Origin of the sequence: Ensifer sesbaniae, from assembly GCF_013283665.1 — a bacterium.
GTDB lineage: Bacteria > Pseudomonadota > Alphaproteobacteria > Rhizobiales > Rhizobiaceae > Ensifer > Ensifer sesbaniae.
This window is the reverse complement of the sequence record NZ_JABEKU010000002.1, coordinates 246,384-264,334: the sequence shown is the minus strand read 5'-3', so window position 1 is coordinate 264,334 and position 17,951 is coordinate 246,384. Positions and strand designations below refer to the sequence as shown.

Below are 17,951 nucleotides of genomic sequence, written 5' to 3'. Positions count from 1 at the left end.
CCATCTTGCCCACCGCCTTGGTGGCCAGAGCGCGGACCGCTTCGCACCCGCCTGGAATGATCCCTGCAGGCTACACGGAGTTATCTATCAACGTAGAACTAGTTGAGCACCCGCATGGGAGAACCGCGTCGCGGAAAGGACGTCGCCTCCGAACGCGCGCGTTCCAGCAACATGGCGTTTTCAAACAGGGTACCCTCGTCGCTAATGCCGCCGCGAAGCTGATCTGTCAGGTACCGAACCAGGCGTCCGGCACGCAGACTGTTCGGCGGAATGTTCTGCCACAGGCAGACCCGGTCGAATGTCCGCTGGAGCATTTCAAGCTCGGCTGCATTCCATTGGCCATTGAGATCATTGACTGCCCACTGCATTGAAACCTCCCTGGCGGCCGCGAATCCGACCCATCCTCCAGTTGACGCTCTCAGTCTCGCGCGGAGTGTCGCTGAATTGGCTTCGACCCGCGGCCTTCCTGATCGAGGCCGGCACTCGCCGCTCGATCTCCCATGCAGTCATTCGCGGCCGTCAGCTCTGGGTCGACGACCGGCCGGACAATCTATACCTCTTCATGGAATTAAGCCAGTGACGACGGGTTGCCGTGTTCGGTAGGGCCTGGCAGCCATACCAATCAGCGACCTTGCGCTGGGCGCGGGCCTTGGTCGATCCCGTAAAGCTCTCCCGAATTCGGCCTTCGAGCTTTTCGCGGTCGCCGGTGATCCGGTCGGGATCGTCGTCGGGACGGCTCTCCAGTACGTTTTGACGTCGCCGACTGTGCCTACGCCTCGACCAGGATCACGATTGACTCCGGCACCACGCCATCAAAGGCCATGGCATCGGCCGCGGCTTGGCTTTGCATGGCTTTCGACAGGGCGTCCAGATCAGGGACGTCCATGAGAATTGCCACTTGGGTCTGGTCCCGGGGATCGACGAAGGTTCGAATGCTCGTCACCCCCAGCGGGCCGAAGAACTCTTTACGCTTCGGCGATTTCAGCCAATGTTCCGCACTTTTCGTGATCTTGTGGTGGGCGATGATGGTCGGCATTGCATCCTCCCTGTGGTGGCACGGGTGTTGGTTTCGTCGCAACTTTCCCCGTGCATCCGCGTTGCCTTACGGAATGCCCCGTCGGCCGGACTGTCAATTAGCCCGTCGGAAGTAGAGTGCCGCCACCAGGAGGATGAGGTTCATGCCGAAATTCGTAACGATTGGATATGGAGACCGTGCAGGCTACGACCGCACGGCGGCGGCGCTTCGCGACGCGGCGCACGCGCATGATGCGGAACTTCGCGCAAGAGGGGTATTGATGGGGATCGCCGGAGCGCCTGTCCAGGTGCGCAACGCCAATGCTGCGCATCTCGAGAAGCGAGACGGTCCGTTCATGTCGTCGTCGCTTCCTGTGGCCGGCTTTGCGGTGATCGAGGCCGCTGACTTGGCCGAGGCGGTCGAAATCGTATCGCTAACGCCCTGTGCCGTTGCACACGGCGTGGTCGAGGTCTGGCCATTGGAGATCCCTTAAGCTCGACGGCCAAGTGTCGTTCTTCAGGAAGCCTGGGCAACCAATGTTGGCTCCTGCATCTCGATAGGGCTGCTCTCGCTTTTCGCCTCCGCGACTACAGCCTGTCGCTCTCCGTCCCTGAAGAGTTTCCATTTGGTCGGGCGGAAGGCGATGCGGCTGTGGTCGCCGGCGGCGGCGCGTTCGGGCGGGAGCTCGATCTCGACCGGCGGGTGGGTGCGGCCGAGGTCGAGTTCGAGATGGCGGGTGCCGGCGACGCGGCGGCTGGCGGTGACGAGGCCGGCGAGACAGCCGCCGCAGCCGTCGATCAGCTCGATGTCGTGCGGGCGGAAGTGCAGGTTGGCCGGGCCGTCCGGCTCGGCCGGGGCCCTAAGGCCGATCGGCCGGTCCTCGAACCAGATCTCGCCGTTCTGGAGCGTCACGGCGAGGCAGTTCGACTGGCCGATGAAGCCATAGACGAAGGGCGAGACCGGATGGTCGTAGATCTCGTCCGGGGTGCCGACCTGCTCGATCGCCCCCTTGCTCATCACCACGACCCGGTCGGCGAGTTCCAGCGCCTCCTCCTGGTCGTGGGTGACGAAGATCGTCGTGTGGCCGGTGCGGTCGTGGATCTCCCGCAGCCACTTGCGCAGTTCCTTCCTCACCTGGGCGTCGAGCGCGCCGAAGGGCTCGTCGAGCAGCAGCACGTTCGGTTCGACCGCCATGGCGCGGGCGAGTGCGACGCGCTGGCGCTGGCCGCCGGAGAGCTGCGCCGGATAACGCTTGTCGAGGCCGGAAAGCTGCACCAGCTCGAGGAGATCGAGGGCCCGCTTACGGATCTCGGCCGCCGGCGGCCGGCGGTGGCCGGGCCGCACCTTGAGGCCGAAGGCGACGTTGTCGAGCACCGTCATGTGGCGGAAGAGGGCATAGTGCTGGAAGACGAAGCCGATGTTGCGCTGCTGCACCGTCTTTTGCGAGGCATCCTCGTCGCCGAAGAAGATCGTGCCGCCGGTCGGGCTTTCGAGCCCGGCGACGAGGCGCAACAGCGTCGTCTTGCCGGAGCCGGAGGGACCCAAGAGCGCGATCAGCTCACCGGAGCGGATGTCGAGCGAGACGTCGTCGAGCGCCGGGAAGCGGCCGAATTCCTTGCGGATGTTGTGAACGCGCACGTCCATGGCGATACCTTTCGAATGCGGGCTGTCCCGGTCAGTGCCTGCGGCTGGCGGCGATCTCGGCGCTGTAGCGGATCTCCAGCGCCGTCTTCAAAATCAGGGTGATCAGCGCCAGCAGCGCCAGCAACGCCGCCACCGCGAAGGCGGCGACGAAGTTGTATTCATTATAGAGGATTTCCACCTGCAACGGCATGGTGTTGGTCTCGCCGCGGATGTGGCCGGAGACGACCGAGACGGCGCCGAACTCGCCCATGGCGCGGGCGTTGCATAAGAGCACGCCGTAGAGCAGCCCCCATTTGATGTTCGGCAGCGTCACGTGCCAGAAGGTCTGCCAGCCGGACGCGCCCAAGGACAGCGCCGCCTCCTCGTCGCTACTGCCCTGTTCCTGCATCAACGGGATCAGCTCGCGGGCGACGAAGGGGAAGGTGACGAAGACGGTGGCGAGCACCAGGCCGGGCACGGCAAAGAGGATCTGGATGCCGTGGCTCTGCAGCCACGGGCCGATCAGGCTGTGCGAGCCGAACAACAGCACGAAGACGAGGCCGGAGATCACCGGCGAGACCGAGAACGGCAGGTCGATCAGCGTCGTCAGGAAGGCCTTGCCCTTGAACTCGAACTTGGCGATCGCCCAGGCGGCGGCGACGCCGAAGACGAGGTTGAGCGGCACGGCGATGGCGGCGACGGTGAGCGTCAGGCGGATCGCCGAGAAGGTCTCGGCGTCGCCAAGTGCGGCCACGAACTCGGCCGGCCCCTTGCGCAGCGCCTCGGTGAAGACGGCGGCGAGCGGCAACAGCAAAAACAGCGCGACGAAGGCAAGGGCGGTGATCGTCAGCGTCAGCCGGGCAAGGCGGCTTTCCGAGGTGGCGGCGGCAAGCTGCGGCAGGGCCGCTTGCCGGCCGGGGCTTGCCACCGAGCTGGCGGTCGGATCATGCGACATAGACATATCTCCGCCGGCTCCAGGCCTGGATCGAGTTGATGAACAACAGCATCGCAAACGAGATCGCCAGCATCACCGCGGCAATCGCGGTGGCGGCGGCGTAGTTGAACTCCTCCAGCCTTATGACGATCAACAGCGGCGCGATCTCGGAGACATAGGGCAGGTTGCCGGCGATGAAGATCACCGAGCCGTATTCGCCGACGCCGCGGGCAAAGGCGAGCGCAAAGCCGGTGAGGCCGGCCGGCATCAGCCCCGGCAGCAGCACCCGGCTGATCGTCTGGAAGCGGCTGGCGCCAAGGGTGGCGGCGGCCTCCTCGACCTCCTTGTCGATCTCCTCCATGATCGGCTGCACGGTGCGCACGACGAAGGGCAGGCCGACGAAGATCAGCGCGACGACGATGCCGGCGGGGGTGAAGGCGACCTTGAGGCCGAGCGGCTCGATGACCTGGCCGATCCAGCCATTGGGCGCATAGAGCGTCGTCAGGGCAATGCCGGCGACCGCGGTCGGCAGCGCGAACGGCAGGTCGACCATGGCATCGATCACCCGCTTGCCGGGGAAACGATAGCGCACCAGCACCCAGGCGAGGATGACGCCGAAGATCAGGTTGATCACCGCGGCGAGGAACGCCGTGCCGAAGGAGATCTTCAGCGCGTTGAGCGTGCGCGGATCGAGCGTCAGCGCCACGAAATCGGACCAGCCGAGCCCGCTGGCGCGAAACACCAGGCCCGACAGCGGGATCAGCACGATCAGCACCAGCCAGCTCAGCGTGATCCCGAGCGACAGCCCGAACCCGGGCAAGACACTCGGCTGGCGAAACCGCCAGCGGCTCCCATTGCGTCGCTCCGTCAACTTCCGGTCACCTTTCAGCCCTGCAACCGCAAAGGGTTGCGCCATCCCCTATCCATACCGATCATCAAATCGCCGGTTGGCCGGCTTGTCAGAGCGCCGGTGTATTTCGGCGCCAAACTAACAATTTCACGGGCTCCAACAACGCAAATTTTTGACGCTGGGACGGGTCACAAGGAAACTGATTTCGCTTTTGAGCCGCGTCGAAGGAAACACTCTACTGCGGATATTGTTCCATGTCCGATTGCCGATCGCGGGGGGGTGATCTCCAGGTCAGAAAATAAATACTATAGAAATTATAGATATTAGCCGTTCCTTGCTTCTCCGCCGTCTGTCGCTTGCGCATAGTCGATCCAGAACCGGATCTGTTTGCAACGGATCGTTGCAGGTCCTGGATCGCCCATCGCAAGAGATTGATGTCATGGCAAAAACGCTCATCATTCCGGGATTGTTCGGATCCGACGAGGGACACTGGCAACGCCATTGGCTGAGGGATCATCCGGATGCGGTTCTGGTCGAACAGGACGATTGGAACCAGCCAAGGCTCGATGATTGGCGCGATGCTCTCGAGCGCGAAATCCTTCGGCACGGGGTCGTGGACCTGGTGGCCCACAGTCTCGGCTCGCTTCTTGTTGCCGATCTGGCGCGGCGCCCCCTGGCCGGGCATGTGCGCAGCGCGCTGCTCGTGGCGCCCTGCGACCTTGGCCCGACCAATCGCCTGCATCCCGGTGCCATCGATTTCGGCCCTATGCCCGATCTACCGTTGCCTTTCTCCAGCCTCGTCGTCGGCAGCCTCAACGACCCCTATATGCCTTTCGATCGCCTGCGGCACGTTTCGACACGATGGGGCAGCCGTCTCGTCGATCTCGGCTATGCCGGCCATATCAGTATCGCCAGTGGCTTCGGCCGCTGGTCGCATGGCTATGATCTGTTGCGCATTCTGAACGGCATCGCGCGGCGGGAGCCGTCGCGGGCGCAACCCATCGAGCTTGAAGTCATGGAACGGGCACCCATGCCGAGCAGCCCGGTCTGAGGCGCTGTAACGGCTGGACCGACATACTTCCACGCAGCACTTGATGTTGAGATCGTTTCGCGCTCTAATAGCGCACTAACTTTATAGAGTATGCCGTCTAGGGATGACCATGCGCCAGAGTGCCAGGCCAGCCAGAACAACGGATACGGGCTCGACCGCTGCCGCGGTGGGCGCTATGTTTCCCCGACCCCGCGACTATCGCATATATCGACACCCGGGTCGGCATTTTGTGACAATTCGGTCAGTGTCCGCGTTCCGGACCGAAACAGCCATGCATTTCAGACTTTGCCGGGCAGATCCGGCCATGGGAGAGTGCACATGACTGTCCATGGATTGTTTGCGAAGGTCGCTCCTGAGGGAGCCGCTACCAGAGCCAAGCCGCATATCGCCATCATCGGTCGCGGATTTTCCGGCGTAATGATGGCCATTGCGTTGATGAAGTCGGTGCGAACCGCGTTTCACGTCCACCTTTTCGATCCGCAACCGACGATCAGTGGCGGACAGGTGTTGGCCGCCGCCCAGAGTGGCGAGATCCTCAACAGCCGGGTGCGCGACCTCTCGGTCGCCGCCGGGCAGCCGGAGGACTTCAACGATTGGCTCCTGGCCAATGCTGAGTTCCGCGCGGCAGTTTCCGCCGCGATTCCCGGCTTTCAGCAGATCTTCGTGCCGAAGAGCATCTTCAGCGACTACGTCTATCAACGTTTTTCCGAAGCGCTGACACGCCGGCCCGATATATCGATACAGCTCTCCTGCCAGGCGGTGTTGGGACTGCGCAAGCAAGCCAATGGCCGCTTCCTGGTAATGCAGGAGGACGCAACGGTGGAGTGCGATGCCGTCGTGCTGGCCACCGGATTTGGCCTGCGCCAAGGCGAGATGGAGATTGCCGAAGAGGAGAGGCCCCTGGTGCGCGCCCGCCGGCTGGTCGTTCCGCGCCATACGGTCCTGCTCGGCAGCGGCGTCCGGGTGGTCGACCGCCTGCTGCAACTGCGCGACAACGGTTTTGCCGGCGAGATCACCATTCTCTCCCGGCACGGCTTTCTGCCGCAGCCGCATACGCGCCTCGCGGCGGCGCCGACTTTTCCGGTTGGACCGATGCCGACCCGGCTCGGCGAGATCGTCCGCTTCGTGCGGCAGGCCTGCGCGGATGCGGAGGCCGCCGAACTTGGGTGGCAGGCGGCCATGAACGGGCTGCGCCGGCGCGCACGTTCGCTCTGGCAATCGTTGCCCGAAGAGGAAAAGCACCGGTTCAACCGGCACCTGCGCTCGATCTATGACAGTCACCGCAACCGCCTGCCGGCGCCTTTGCATCTGCGGCTCCGGCAGGAACTCGCCGGCGGGCAAACCACCATTCGGAAGGGTTGGGCGGGCAAGCGCCGCCCAGATGGATTGATGGTGCGCTGGGCGGGCGAAAGCGAGGAGACGCTGCTTTCGGCCGATCAGGTGATCGACTGTCGTTGTTCGGCGCCGGACCTTCGGGCGCCGCTGATGCAGAGCCTCTTTGCCGGCGGGCTGGCAGAGCCGGACGAGCTCAGTCTTGGGATTGCCGTCAGTCCGGCCGGCGAAGTTCTGGCCGGCGGACAGCCGACGCGCAATCTCTACGCGATTGGACCACTTGGCGTCGGTAGTCTGCCGGACATCGATCTGGTGCCCGAGATCGTGACGCAGACCTATGCGGCAGCGCGGTTGATCGCCACGCGGCATCGCGTGACGCTGAAGACTGGATGACGGTGACCCCCGGTCTCCCAAGGCATCACCGTCCTGTGGACCACGGTGGCAGCCATTGGTCGAGCAGCCGCGCCGTCATCTCGACCGTTGCGAGCCTCATGGCACTGCTGATTGGAGCCTTATATATGGATACATCGCTGCTCCGCAGCGGGTCCATTCCAAAGCGGGGCGGTTCGGCGTGGTTTCGTGGGCCCGCAGAGTTTCGCTGCGACGTTAACGATCAAGACCGCCGTAACGGCCGTTGTGGTAGAGGATCGGCTCGCCGGAGCTCGTGGAGATGGCCACGACCCGGCCAAGGATGATGGCGTGGCTGTGGCGCTCGATGATTTCCTCGACCTCGCAGTCGATCGCGGCCAATGCCCCGCTCAATGCTGACGCGCCGCTTGCCAGCCGAACCCAGTCGGCTCCCTGATAGCGGGCCGGCCCCTTGGCGCCATCCAGGCCGGAGAAGCGTTCCGCCACTCTCTGCTGCTCTCGCGAGAGGATGTTGACGCAGAAATGCCGATAACGCTGGATGACGGGCCAAGTCGAAGAGGTCCGATTGATATTGACGATCATGGTCGGCGGATCCACCGACAGCGCCGTCGCCGAAGTGACGGTGGCCCCGGTCCTTTCGTCTCCGATGCCTGCGGTAATCACGGAGACGCCGCCTGACAGATTGCGCATGGCCGCCTTCAGAGCCGGCGCCGTGATCGGCTCGTAGCCATTGCCGGTTGGAACACTTGCGTCGAATGCGGGAGATGCGGCGAGCGCGATCGTCATGGCCAGTTCCTCGAAATTTTCGCCTGATTCCCGGGCGCGATCCGCCGATACGGGAAAAAATTTTCCTCGCTCCAAAGATGACTGTCCGATTTTTGATTGTCAATAAAATTTATAGAGTTTATGTTTTTATGATCGGCAAGGCGTTCATGGCTGCCGAAGACCAGCTTGCAAGGAGGCATTCGCCGATGGACACTGCGCCCGTGAAAATTCCCGAAAAGATCAACGTTCTCTGGTTTCTGCCGACTCACGGCGACAGCCGATATCTCGGCACCACGCGTGGCGGCCGCCACGTCGATATCAACTATCTGAAGCAGGTGGCTCAAGCCGCCGACGCGCTCGGCTATTATGGCGTTCTCATTCCGACGGGCCGTAGCTGCGAAGACAGCTGGGTGGTCGCCTCGGCGCTGGCGCCGCTTACGGAAAAGCTGCGCTTCCTGATCGCCGTGCGGCCTGGCCTTTTATCACCGACCCTGGCGGCGCGCATGACGGCGACGCTCGACAGACTTTCGAATGGGCGGTTGCTGATCAACGTCGTTACCGGCGGCGACCCGATTGAAAACCAGGGCGATGGCATCCACCTCTCGCACACCGAGCGTTATGAGGTAACCGAGGAATTCCTCAATATCTACAAGGCCGTGCTGCGCGGCGAAGAGGTCGACTTCAAGGGAAAACACTTCGATATCGAAGGTGGCAAGCTGCTGTTCCAGCCTGTGCAGAAGCCGCATCCGCCGCTCTATTTCGGCGGTTCCTCGGGCAAGGGCCAGGAGGTAGCGGCGCGCACGATCGACAAGTACCTGACGTGGGGAGAGCCCGTCGACGACGTTGCCAGGAAGATTGCAGAGGTTCGCGCGCTCGCCAATTCCGAGGGCAGGGAGGTAACCTTCGGCATCCGCCTCCACGTGATCGTGCGAGAAACGGCCAAGGAAGCATGGCAGGCCGCTGACGAACTGATACAATATGTCGATGACGACACGATTGTTGCGGCACAGAAGGTGTTCGAGCGTATGGATTCGGTTGGTCAGAGCCGCATGAGCCGCCTGCATGGCGGCCGACGCGACAAGCTTGAAGTCGCTCCAAACCTCTGGGCTGGGGTCGGCCTGGTTCGCGGCGGTGCGGGCACGGCGCTGGTCGGCGACCCCGAGGAGGTGAGGGCGCGTATCGAGGAATACCGGCAGGCCGGTATCGATAGTTTCATTCTGTCCGGCTATCCGCACCTGGAAGAGGCCTATCGTTTCGGGGAACTGGTGCTGCCGAACCTGCCGCTTGCCCATGCCGTTCGGACCCACGAGGCGTCGATCAATACCGGGCCGTTCGGCGAAACGATTGCCGGCGACCATCGTCCGAAATTGGAGGTTTCCCAATCGTGACGGGACCGACGCGCCGACCCGTGATCGCCATCGTCGGCGGCGGTTTCACCGGGGCGGCGGTTGCCGCAAACCTCGCGCGGAACGCGGCGAGCGACGGCGCGACCATTATCGTCTTCGAGCCGAGGGCGCGCCTTGGCGCGGGCCTCGCCTACGATACGGACAATCCCGCGCACCGCATCAATGTGCCGGCGGCGCGCATGAGCTTGGTTCCCGACGATCCCGACGATTTCCTCAACTGGATGGCGGCAAAAGGCGAACCGCGCGACGATCCCGACGCTCTGGCGGTCGACGGCAATCTCTATCCGCGCCGAGCGGTGTTCGGCCGCTATGTCTGCGAGTTCGTCGCGCCGTTCCTGAAAAGTGGAAAGGTCGAGCATCGGCGTGAACATGTCGAGCATATCGAGCGCCGTGGGAATCGTTGGCGACTGAGTAGTTCCGCCGGCACGGACCTGCTGGCCGACATCGTCGTTATCGCCACGACGCATCCGGCGCCCTGCGCCCCACGCGGCGTGGATCAGGCGCTTCGCGGCCACCCGCGCTATGTGCCCGATTCCACCGTTGCTGGTGCGCTGGACTGCATCCGCCCCGATGACCACGTCCTCGTCGTCGGAAACGGGCTGACGGCAGCCGACGTGATTGCTTCGCTGAGGCTCGCCGATCATCGCGGCCCGGTCGTCGCATTGTCGCGCCGGGGCCTGCGGTCGCGCGGTCATCCGGGCGAGCCCCAGGAACCGTTCGGCGATTTCTCCAGCAACCCGGCGCGAACCGCGCTCGACTTGCTGCAGCGCGTCCGGCGCGCCCTGCGCCAGGCCGCCGAAATCGGTACCAGCTGGCATGGGGTTTTCGACGCGCTCCGCAGCCAGGGCGGTCAGGTCTGGAGGGCCCTGCCGGTGGCGGAGCGCCGCCGCCTCGTGCGCCATCTGCGTCCATTCTGGGACGTCCACCGCTTTCGCGTGGCACCGCAGATCGATGGAGCGATCCTGCATGGGCTGGAGCAAGGGCGGGTGCGAATTGTCGGAGCTGCGATCGAGCAGGTCGAGAGACGCGGCCATGTCATCGCGGTCGATATCCGTCACCGACATGCCGGCCGCCTGGAGCGCCTGCTGTTCGATGCCTGTGTGGTGACCACCGGTCCGGCTCATACCGGCATCCTCTCGAGCCAAGGCTGGCTGGCCGACCTCGCTTCACAGGGATGGTTGCGTTTGGATGACGTGGGTCTGGGCCTTGCTTGCGACGAGGCGAGCCGCGCGGTTGGCGCGAACGACACAGCGGAGCGATCGCTGATCGTTGCCGGCCCGTTGGCGCGTGGCACCTTCGGCGAACTCATGGGCCTGCCGCAGGTCAACGACCATGCAATTTTCGTCGCCGAAGAAATTGCCGACATGCTGGAAAGACCGGCGCGAAGCGGCCAGCGCGTCGCATCCGTCACAACAATCTAGCAACAGCCATCACTGCCCGCCCATGGTGCGGCTGGAACATATCCGTGTGCGGTTTTGCGATAAGGCGCAAGGCGCGATTCCGAGAGATCGCCATGCACTTTAGCCGCTGACCGGCGCGGTTTCGCCATCGAGACGTCGCGACCAGTCCTCGACCCTGCGCGTCTGCAGGCGCTTCGCTGCGTAATCCCGCCAGTTCGATGGGAGAATGGTTAGGTTCGCGATCTCTTCAAGAGCCTCCCTATTCAGGGTATCGACGTAGAGAAAGTGCCAGAGCCGGGCGATCGTCCATTCCGGGTGACGGCGCTCGACGAGGTGCATTCGGTCGCCGGCCGAAACCGGTCCGCTCTCGATGACGCGATAATACCAGCCGGTGCGGCCGGATTGCTGGAGACGCCGGGCCATATCGGGCAAATCGAAGCGGCGGTTTAGCTTCCAGCAGGGCTGCCTTCCCTGGCTTACCTCAAGAAGAGCGCCGCCCAGGCGGAACCGGTCGCCGACCGCGACGTCGCTCTCCGCCAGCCCCAGGGTCGAAAGATTTTCGCCAAAGGCGCCCGGCTGTTGCAACAGCGGCATGGAGCCGATCTCATCCACCCAGACCCGATAATGGTCCCGAGGGTAATGATGCACGGCCTTGTCGACACCGCCATGCCTTTTGAGGTCCCCCTGGTGATCGCCGGAAAAGCCGGTGGCGCCGAGCAGCACGGCGCCAACGATTGGATATTTGACGATGCCGCTCAGGGTTCCCCGATCGTCGATCGGCGAGAGGCTGCCTAAGAGCAATGCGTCGAGAACAATCGGCTGCCGGTCAATCATCGATATGCTCCAGCCAGTCGCCAATCATCGCTGCGGCGGCGCGCTTCAGGCTGGGGCCGAAGCGCCGGGCATCGGCACGAAGACCCGCCACGCTCAACCCAGCAGCCGCCAGTTCGCAGGCATGGCCGACCAGCCAGCGTTCGAAGGCAGCATCCGTTTCAGCCTCTGGGTGGAACTGCAAGCCGAGCACCTTTCGTCCATGCATGAAAGCCTGCCGTGCGATATCTGGCGTCGAGGCCAGCAGCTCAGCACCGCGCGGCAGATCAAACGTATCTCCATGCCAGTGCAACACGGAAACGTCGGCGAGATGACGGAGAGGTGAAGCAAGGCCGGCGGCAGAGAGGCTCAGCGGCGAAAAGCCGATCTCCTTGATGCCGGATGAATAGACGCGAGCGCCAAGCGCTCGGGCGATCAGTTGCGCGCCCAGGCAAATGCCAAGCGTCGGTCGGTCGGCGGCAAGACGTGCTTGCAGCATTGCGATCTCGTCTGCGACGAACGGATAGGCCGTATCCTCGTAGACGCCGATCGGGCCGCCGAGCACGACGAGAAGATCCGGCTCGGTCGGATCGAACGAAAGATAGTCGTCATTTCCTACGTCTCGATACTCGATGGCAAACCCCGCCGCGCGCAGCGGAGCCGCAAGGGTGCCAAGGTCCTCGAAATGCACGTGCCGTACGGCGACGGCCTTCTTTGAAGTCATCAGCCGTCTCCTCTAGCGGCATTCATCATGAGTGTTGGGGATCGTGCAGCCGTCGTCCGTGCACCCGCGCGTTTCCGGACTTTTGGCGGCGACGTCCGGGATCGGCGCCGCGAGCAGCGTGGCGAGGCGAGCGCCGATGACCATGTCGTCTTCGATGCCGAAGCGGTGATATTCAACATGACCGTCGCGGCCGATGATGATCGCGGTTGGCGTGCCGCGCATCCCGTAGCGTTCCATCGTCTTCGGTATCGGCCCGTCATCCGATGGTTGATCGACGGCGATCGGGAAGGTCAGACGGTATTCGTGAATGAAAGCCTTGAGCGCGTCGGGCGTCATGACCGCGTGATGCTCGAACACCGAATGCAGGCCAATGACCTGGAGGTCGGTCTCGCGGAAGACGGCCTGCACGCGCTGGGTCTGGGGCAGGCCGTGCGAGACGCAGGCCGGGCAGAGCATCTGAAAGGCATGGAGGAAAACGACCCGTCCGCGAAGCCATTCGAGGCTAGGCGGCGTCGGGGAATTGAACCAGGTTGAAACGGCGAGTTCCGGCGCCGCGATCCGATAGCTGCTATTCATTGTCTTCTCCGGAGAAGACCGGACGGGTGCTGCCGTCCGGCCGCCTTGTCAGGCCGCTTCGCGAACGAGCTTCACGCCGGGGAAATCCACCGGTACGGCGAGCGCGACGTTGATGTAGTTGGTGAAGAGGTTGAGCGCGACATGGGCAATGATCTCAACGATGTCCTGATCGTCGTAACCGGCATCGCGCAACGCCCGCACATCCGCGTCGGTGACCTGGCCACGTGCCTCGACGAGCTTCTGGGCGAAGATCAACGCGGCTGCGGTCTTCGGGTCGGACGATTTGCCCCGTTGCGCGCCTGTCATTTCCTCGGCGGTCGCTCCGGCCTTGCGGCCAAGAGCGGTATGGGCGGCGAGGCAATAGTGGCAATCATTGCGGTCGGCGACGGCAACGGCGATCTGTTCGCCGAGCTTGGCGCCGAGGCGGCCGTTTCCGAGCGCGCCGAAAGAACCCCACATGCTGGCAAGTGCGGCCGAGGAATTGGCAACCGCCCGGAACATGTTGGGGGCGATCCCGAAGGCTGAGCGGATCTCGCCAAGCAGCTCACCGCTGGCACCGGTTGCCGAATTGGGGTCAACTAGATTAATTCTGCTCATGGTTTTCTCTTTCTATTTGCGTGGAGGGAGAAAATTGCCGGTCCGCCGATGGCAGACGTCGGACCGGCGCCAACATCATCGGTGCCCGTCCGCGGTACTGAGAACGGTGCTTGCGGGATCCGATGTTGAAGCTCTCTGCGAAAGCAAGGTGGTGCTTTCGGTCTGCCCCGGGCCTGGTTGCCGGCGCTGGTGTATCCTTTCATTTTCATGTCAGACCGCACCGCGGTTGAAAACGCGCCAAGCAGCGTCCCGCTCAGCGGCGTCGGCGCCTTCAAATTCACCGCAGTCAACGCGCAATTCCGCCGGCCCGAAGGCGGCATCGACGAAGGCGCAATGGTGCGGGGCCTTCGCATCGTCGTAGACATTGGGCCGGAAGTAGCGACAGTTGACGCACATGCGCTGCTCAGGGATGGCTCCTGCCGTCTGCAAGCGGCGGATGATCTTGACGAGGTGCGTCAGCAGGTCCTGCTGCTCGAGCTTGGAGAGCGCCGCGATGGCATCCTCGGTCGCCGATGCCAGCTGACCGGCCTGACGAACAGCGGTTTCGCCTTGCGGCGTTGCCGCGACGGAAAGCGCACGCGCATCGCTGGGGTCGGCCTGCTTCTCGACAAGGCCCTTGCGCAGGAGCGCATTGACCGAATCCGTCGTCGTGGGCTGGCTGACACCGAGATAGGCAGCGATCTGCTTTACGCGCATGCCGCTTCGGCCGCGGGCAACGAGAAAGGTGAGGATCTGCAATTGCGTCGGATTGAGGCCGATGGCCTCGGCCGCCGTCCAGGCCTCGCTACGCATGGCCGTTGCCACGCGCGATAGCCCGTCACCAATTCGGTCGACCAGAGGGGGTGTGCTGCCAGGTTCGATGCTCACGGCAATCATTCGTATAGGATTCCTATGCATTGTCAACGGGCGTTAGAAAAGCGCCGCGAATTTGACGCGCATCAAAGTAGAGGGGGCATCGCGAGCCTAATTCTCTGTTCGAACAACCCGAGCACGGGCTGGTCGCTCAAATGGAGAAGACGATGTTGAATGCAATCAAGAGCGGATTGGGTTTTGCCATCGCGGCAATGCTTGTCGCAGCACCTGCAGCCGCCGCAGACTTTGAAGTGCACATGCTGAACAAGGGCAAGGACGGCGCGATGGTGTTCGAGCCGGCGTCGCTGAAGGTCGCGCCCGGCGACACGGTTACCTTCATCCCGACCGACAAGGGGCACAATGTCGAAACCATCAAGGGCATGATCCCGGATGGCGCCGAGGCCTTCAAGAGCAAGGTCAATGAAAACTACAAGGCGACCCTCACCGCTCCCGGCGTCTACGGCGTCAAGTGCACGCCGCACTACGGAATGGGCATGGTTGCCGTCGTCCAGGTCGGAGACGCCCCAGCCAATCTTGATGCCGTGAAGGCCGCCAAGAACCCGAAGAAGGCGCAGGAGCGCCTGGATGCCGCCCTGGCGGCGCTCGGAAACTAAGCGTCGACTTCGCTTCGGAGCGGGGTGGGGACAGGCCGCTCCCGGCGACCGCGCACTGGGTGAGGCGCGGCGCCATCATGCGGAACCAATGCGAGGACTTCGCGTTGGTTCCGCATGGATCAGATCGCCGCCGAATTGTTCCCGCCGTCACAGATTCCTTATCCCGTCGTATTTGCGCGCATCCTCGGCGCACTGTTCCTGGGGGCCGTCATCGGTTTCGAGCGCGAGACAAAGGCGCGACCGGCAGGCCTCAAGACCCATATGCTCGTCTGTCTTGCTGCCTGCACTTTCGGCGTCATTTCGCTTGAGAGCGTCCGACTCGGTGGCTTCTTCGACGATCGCGTCCGCCTCGACCCGCTGCGCGTGGTGGAAGCGGTGACCGCGGGCGTTGCCTTTCTCGCCGCCGGCACCATCGTGCTTTCCAGGGGCGAGGTCCAGGGAATAACGACTGGCGCCAGTCTCTGGCTCGCAGGGGCCATCGGTCTTGCGGTGGGCTTCGGCCAATGGGGCGTCGCCGGCCTTGCGGCGGCATCCGCCTTTTCCGTCCTTTTTGTCATCGGCTTTATCGAGGCGCGGGCCATGCGGCACGAACAGCCAGACGTCGAGCCTCGGGACGAGGCGAAAGACATCCACGCCAAGCGCTAGGCTTGACTGCCGGTCAGCCCGATAGAACGGAACTGGCGTTATCAATTCGCATGAAGCAGCGGTTCTAGTGATTTGATTTCCATTGAGATTGTAGCTGCTTGAGTAAGCTGGCCGCTCCAGCCAACCTTTGTCCGGTTCCCGCCCGCTCGGGCGTCAAACAACGTCACACGTTTGAGGATGGCCCACGCCAAATCTGTTCGGCAATTCCCGTGGGAACCGCTAAGGTTGACCGACGCTGCACCAAGGAAGGTTCGATGGAGTCCACCGGTTCCCTTGCCGCCAAATTGCTGTCGGCGACGTTGTTGTTCGACCAGACGTCTTTGGCCGCGCTGGAGGCCCTGGCCGCCAACTCCGATCGCCGGATTTTGCGACGCGGCGAGGTTCTCGTTCGTGAGGGAGACCGGTCGGACCGCTTCTTCGTCGTTCTGTCGGGACGCTTCACGGTGCACCGGGAGGGCATTGGCGAGACTGTCGCAGAGATCGGACAGGGCGAACTTGTCGGGGAAATCGGCTTTTTCGCCGCGTTGCCGCGCATTGCCACCGTCGTTGCGGCGCGCGATTCGATCGTACTCGAAATTCGCGACGACCAGTTCGAGAGGGCTGCCAAGGCGTTGCCCAGCCTGCGCCAGTCGGTGACGACGTTTCTCGCGCGCCGGTTCGCGATGCAGTCTCCGGTGCCTACGCAGACCAAGCAGCCCTGCAAGCTCCGGACGCTGGCGATCGTGCCTGCGGGTCGCAGTCGCATTTCACCCGATTTCATCTCGCAGCTCCGTGCCACATTTTCTGCGGACAAGCGAGCCGTGTTCCTGACCCGGCGAGAACTCGAAAGCCGGTTCGCCGGCCTGCCGATCGACGATCAGCCCGTGCTCGACTGGCTGAACCATCTCGAAGGCAAGGCCGACATCATCGTTTATGTCGCCGATGACGAGCCAAGCGAGTGGACGCACGTCTGTATCCGCCAGGCCGACAACGTGCTGCTGTTCGCCAATGCATCCGACCCGGCCGACCTCAGTTCCTGTGAGGCGCTGGCGCTTGCCATCCATGCGCCGTCGAACCTTCGGCTTGTGCTCGTTCACCCGAAGCGCACTGCAACGGTTTCCGGAACCGCCGCGTGGCTCGACGCGCGACCCGGGGTCCGCCAGCATCACCACGTTTCGCTGGAAGACGGGCTGGACGTCGAGCGCCTGGTCCGTTTCATCTCGGGTGAGGCGAGGGGATTTGTCGCGGCCGGTGGAGGCTCGCTCGGCTGCGCACATATCGGGGTTTACAAAGCCTTCGTCGAGGCGGGAGCCTCCTTCGACTATCTCGGCGGCACCAGCTCTGGGGCTGCGATGATGGCAGGCTTCGCCAGAGGATTGGACGCTGACGCAATCGACCGGGGAACGCATCTCATCTTCGTCAAGAGCCGCGCGTTTCGTCGTCTCACCTTGCCACAATATGCGCTGCTCGATCACAAGGTGCTCGACCGCACGCTACAGGCGGAATATGGCGACGTTCTCATCGAAGACCTCTGGCTTCCGTTCTTCGCTCTGTCGACCAATCTCAGCAGTCGGCGGGCGCATGTCCACCGCCGGGGAAAACTCTGGCAGGCCGTCAGGGCGTCAGGCTCGATCCCTGGTGTCCTGCCGCCATTCTTCACGGCCGATGGCGACATGCTGGTCGATGGCGCCATCATGAACAATCTGCCGCTGGAGCAGATGAAGGAACTCAAGACCGGGCCTAATGTCGTGGCGAGCTTGGGCTCCCACGGACCAAGAAAACACTATATCGACTATGACAGCATACCGGGGGCATCCGAACTGGCGGTGCGGATGCTCACACCCTTCGGTCGGGCCAGCCTGCCGAAGATCCCGAGCATGATTCAGGTTATCACGGCGAGCGTGCTGGCACACAGGCCGGAGGAAGTCATGCTCGGTGAGCGGGATATTCTCGTTTCCCCGCCGATTTCGAACGCGATCGGGTTCATGGACTGGAGTCGGCATTCCGAACTCTATGTCGAAACCTACGAGTGGACGAAACGATGGATCATCGAGCGTCTTCGCGATGATGACTTGAGGCTCCTGCGGATATTTGGCATTCCGGCAGCGCCCGGCTTGAAGCAGGCGGCGAGTGACTTGGACCGGTCCGTCCTGTGACGGGGGCGTGTTCGGTAGGACGGACATCCGTCGGATAAAGGACGTTTGCCTCGGAGTTCTGAGGCAATTTCATCGCCCCTTGCCGAATTGTCACCGTCCCCTTGCGGTTGTAGTATTTTAGGATAGCCTTGCGGGGGATTAGCCCGCACCGGCTATTCCGCTTGAAAGTGAGAAAGATCAGCAAATAGAGAGCCCTTGGACGAGAAACGGCTCAAATACGAAAATGCTTCGTCCCCGAATTGGTATGCCGATC

19 protein-coding genes are annotated in these 17,951 nt (G+C 63.2%); 8 read left to right on the top strand and 11 right to left on the bottom strand.

Annotated elements, in window-relative coordinates:
- Positions 1–98: 98 nt before the first annotated feature.
- Together BHMPCIPO_RS19045 and BHMPCIPO_RS19040 are read right to left on the bottom strand one after the other, a co-directional pair.
- A complete protein-coding gene (locus tag BHMPCIPO_RS19045; protein WP_173518408.1) occupies positions 99–368 on the bottom strand; it encodes a hypothetical protein in 270 nt (89 codons plus the stop codon).
- 401 nt (positions 369–769) lie between these two features.
- Positions 770–1,036 (bottom strand): hypothetical protein, encoded by a 267-nt coding sequence (locus BHMPCIPO_RS19040; RefSeq protein ID WP_173518407.1) that lies wholly within the window; start codon positions 1,034–1,036, stop codon positions 770–772.
- A gap of 142 nt (positions 1,037–1,178) precedes the next feature.
- On the opposite strand from BHMPCIPO_RS19040, the gene BHMPCIPO_RS19035 reads away from it, so the two are divergent.
- Entirely contained in the window at positions 1,179–1,508 is a 330-nt protein-coding gene (locus BHMPCIPO_RS19035; protein ID WP_173518406.1) for a YciI family protein, read from the top strand.
- A 23-nt stretch (positions 1,509–1,531) separates the two neighbouring features.
- Here BHMPCIPO_RS19035 and BHMPCIPO_RS19030 read toward each other — a convergent pair whose 3' ends face one another.
- Genes BHMPCIPO_RS19030 through cysT form a run of 3 tightly spaced genes read right to left on the bottom strand, consistent with a single transcriptional unit; the run spans position 1,532 to position 4,488 of the window.
- Complete coding sequence (locus BHMPCIPO_RS19030; RefSeq protein ID WP_173518405.1) at positions 1,532–2,659, bottom strand: sulfate/molybdate ABC transporter ATP-binding protein; 1,128 nt, start codon at positions 2,657–2,659, stop codon at positions 1,532–1,534.
- 31 nt (positions 2,660–2,690) lie between these two features.
- Positions 2,691–3,593 (bottom strand): sulfate ABC transporter permease subunit CysW, encoded by a 903-nt coding sequence (gene cysW, locus BHMPCIPO_RS19025; protein WP_173518404.1) that lies wholly within the window; start codon positions 3,591–3,593, stop codon positions 2,691–2,693.
- Positions 3,583–4,488: a sulfate ABC transporter permease subunit CysT gene (gene cysT / locus BHMPCIPO_RS19020; protein WP_173518403.1), complete on the bottom strand. Its 906-nt coding sequence runs from the start codon at positions 4,486–4,488 to the stop codon at positions 3,583–3,585. The genes cysW and cysT overlap by 11 nt, the downstream gene beginning before the upstream one ends.
- A 373-nt stretch (positions 4,489–4,861) precedes the next feature.
- On the opposite strand from cysT, the gene BHMPCIPO_RS19015 reads away from it, so the two are divergent.
- Positions 4,862–5,473, top strand: a complete 612-nt coding sequence (locus tag BHMPCIPO_RS19015; RefSeq protein ID WP_173518402.1) for an RBBP9/YdeN family alpha/beta hydrolase — start codon at positions 4,862–4,864, stop codon at positions 5,471–5,473.
- A 318-nt stretch (positions 5,474–5,791) separates the two neighbouring features.
- Positions 5,792–7,198 carry an FAD/NAD(P)-binding protein gene (locus BHMPCIPO_RS19010; protein ID WP_173518401.1) on the top strand — a complete coding sequence of 469 codons (1,407 nt, stop codon included), beginning with the start codon at positions 5,792–5,794 and terminating at the stop codon, positions 7,196–7,198.
- A 213-nt stretch (positions 7,199–7,411) separates the two neighbouring features.
- On the opposite strand, the gene BHMPCIPO_RS19005 is transcribed toward BHMPCIPO_RS19010, so the two are convergent.
- Positions 7,412–7,960: a flavin reductase family protein gene (locus BHMPCIPO_RS19005; RefSeq protein WP_173518400.1), complete on the bottom strand. Its 549-nt coding sequence runs from the start codon at positions 7,958–7,960 to the stop codon at positions 7,412–7,414.
- A 185-nt stretch (positions 7,961–8,145) separates the two neighbouring features.
- Between BHMPCIPO_RS19005 and ssuD the strand changes: the two genes are divergently transcribed.
- Positions 8,146–9,327, top strand: coding sequence for an FMNH2-dependent alkanesulfonate monooxygenase (gene ssuD / locus BHMPCIPO_RS19000; RefSeq protein ID WP_173518399.1), 1,182 nt, complete (start codon positions 8,146–8,148; stop codon positions 9,325–9,327).
- A complete protein-coding gene (locus BHMPCIPO_RS18995) occupies positions 9,324–10,766 on the top strand; it encodes an FAD/NAD(P)-binding protein (RefSeq protein ID WP_312033051.1) in 1,443 nt (480 codons plus the stop codon). The genes ssuD and BHMPCIPO_RS18995 overlap by 4 nt, the downstream gene beginning before the upstream one ends.
- A 99-nt stretch (positions 10,767–10,865) precedes the next feature.
- Here the strand turns inward: BHMPCIPO_RS18995 and BHMPCIPO_RS18990 are convergent, their stop codons facing one another.
- The 5 genes from BHMPCIPO_RS18990 to BHMPCIPO_RS18970 form a co-directional block, all read right to left on the bottom strand.
- On the bottom strand, positions 10,866–11,579 hold the full coding sequence (locus tag BHMPCIPO_RS18990; RefSeq protein ID WP_173518398.1) for an MOSC domain-containing protein: 714 nt from the start codon (positions 11,577–11,579) through the stop codon (positions 10,866–10,868).
- Positions 11,572–12,279 (bottom strand): glutamine amidotransferase, encoded by a 708-nt coding sequence (locus BHMPCIPO_RS18985; protein WP_173518397.1) that lies wholly within the window; start codon positions 12,277–12,279, stop codon positions 11,572–11,574. Before BHMPCIPO_RS18985 ends, BHMPCIPO_RS18990 begins: the two co-directional genes overlap by 8 nt.
- A 12-nt stretch (positions 12,280–12,291) precedes the next feature.
- The gene (locus BHMPCIPO_RS18980; protein ID WP_173518396.1) at positions 12,292–12,855 is read right to left on the bottom strand and encodes a redoxin domain-containing protein; all 564 of its coding nucleotides are present in this window, start codon (positions 12,853–12,855) and stop codon (positions 12,292–12,294) included.
- Positions 12,856–12,903: 48 nt separating this feature from the next.
- Positions 12,904–13,452, bottom strand: coding sequence for a carboxymuconolactone decarboxylase family protein (locus BHMPCIPO_RS18975; RefSeq protein WP_173518395.1), 549 nt, complete (start codon positions 13,450–13,452; stop codon positions 12,904–12,906).
- Positions 13,453–13,662: 210 nt separating this feature from the next.
- Positions 13,663–14,328: a MarR family winged helix-turn-helix transcriptional regulator gene (locus BHMPCIPO_RS18970; protein ID WP_173518394.1), complete on the bottom strand. Its 666-nt coding sequence runs from the start codon at positions 14,326–14,328 to the stop codon at positions 13,663–13,665.
- A gap of 143 nt (positions 14,329–14,471) precedes the next feature.
- Here BHMPCIPO_RS18970 and BHMPCIPO_RS18965 point away from each other — a divergent pair, with 143 nt between their 5' ends.
- From BHMPCIPO_RS18965 to BHMPCIPO_RS18955, 3 genes are all read left to right on the top strand, one after another.
- Positions 14,472–14,918, top strand: a complete 447-nt coding sequence (locus BHMPCIPO_RS18965; protein ID WP_173518393.1) for a pseudoazurin — start codon at positions 14,472–14,474, stop codon at positions 14,916–14,918.
- A gap of 114 nt (positions 14,919–15,032) precedes the next feature.
- Complete coding sequence (locus tag BHMPCIPO_RS18960) at positions 15,033–15,563, top strand: MgtC/SapB family protein (RefSeq protein WP_173518392.1); 531 nt, start codon at positions 15,033–15,035, stop codon at positions 15,561–15,563.
- Between the two features lie 254 nt (positions 15,564–15,817).
- Positions 15,818–17,698, top strand: coding sequence for a patatin-like phospholipase family protein (locus BHMPCIPO_RS18955; RefSeq protein ID WP_173518391.1), 1,881 nt, complete (start codon positions 15,818–15,820; stop codon positions 17,696–17,698).
- Positions 17,699–17,951 lie beyond the last annotated feature (253 nt).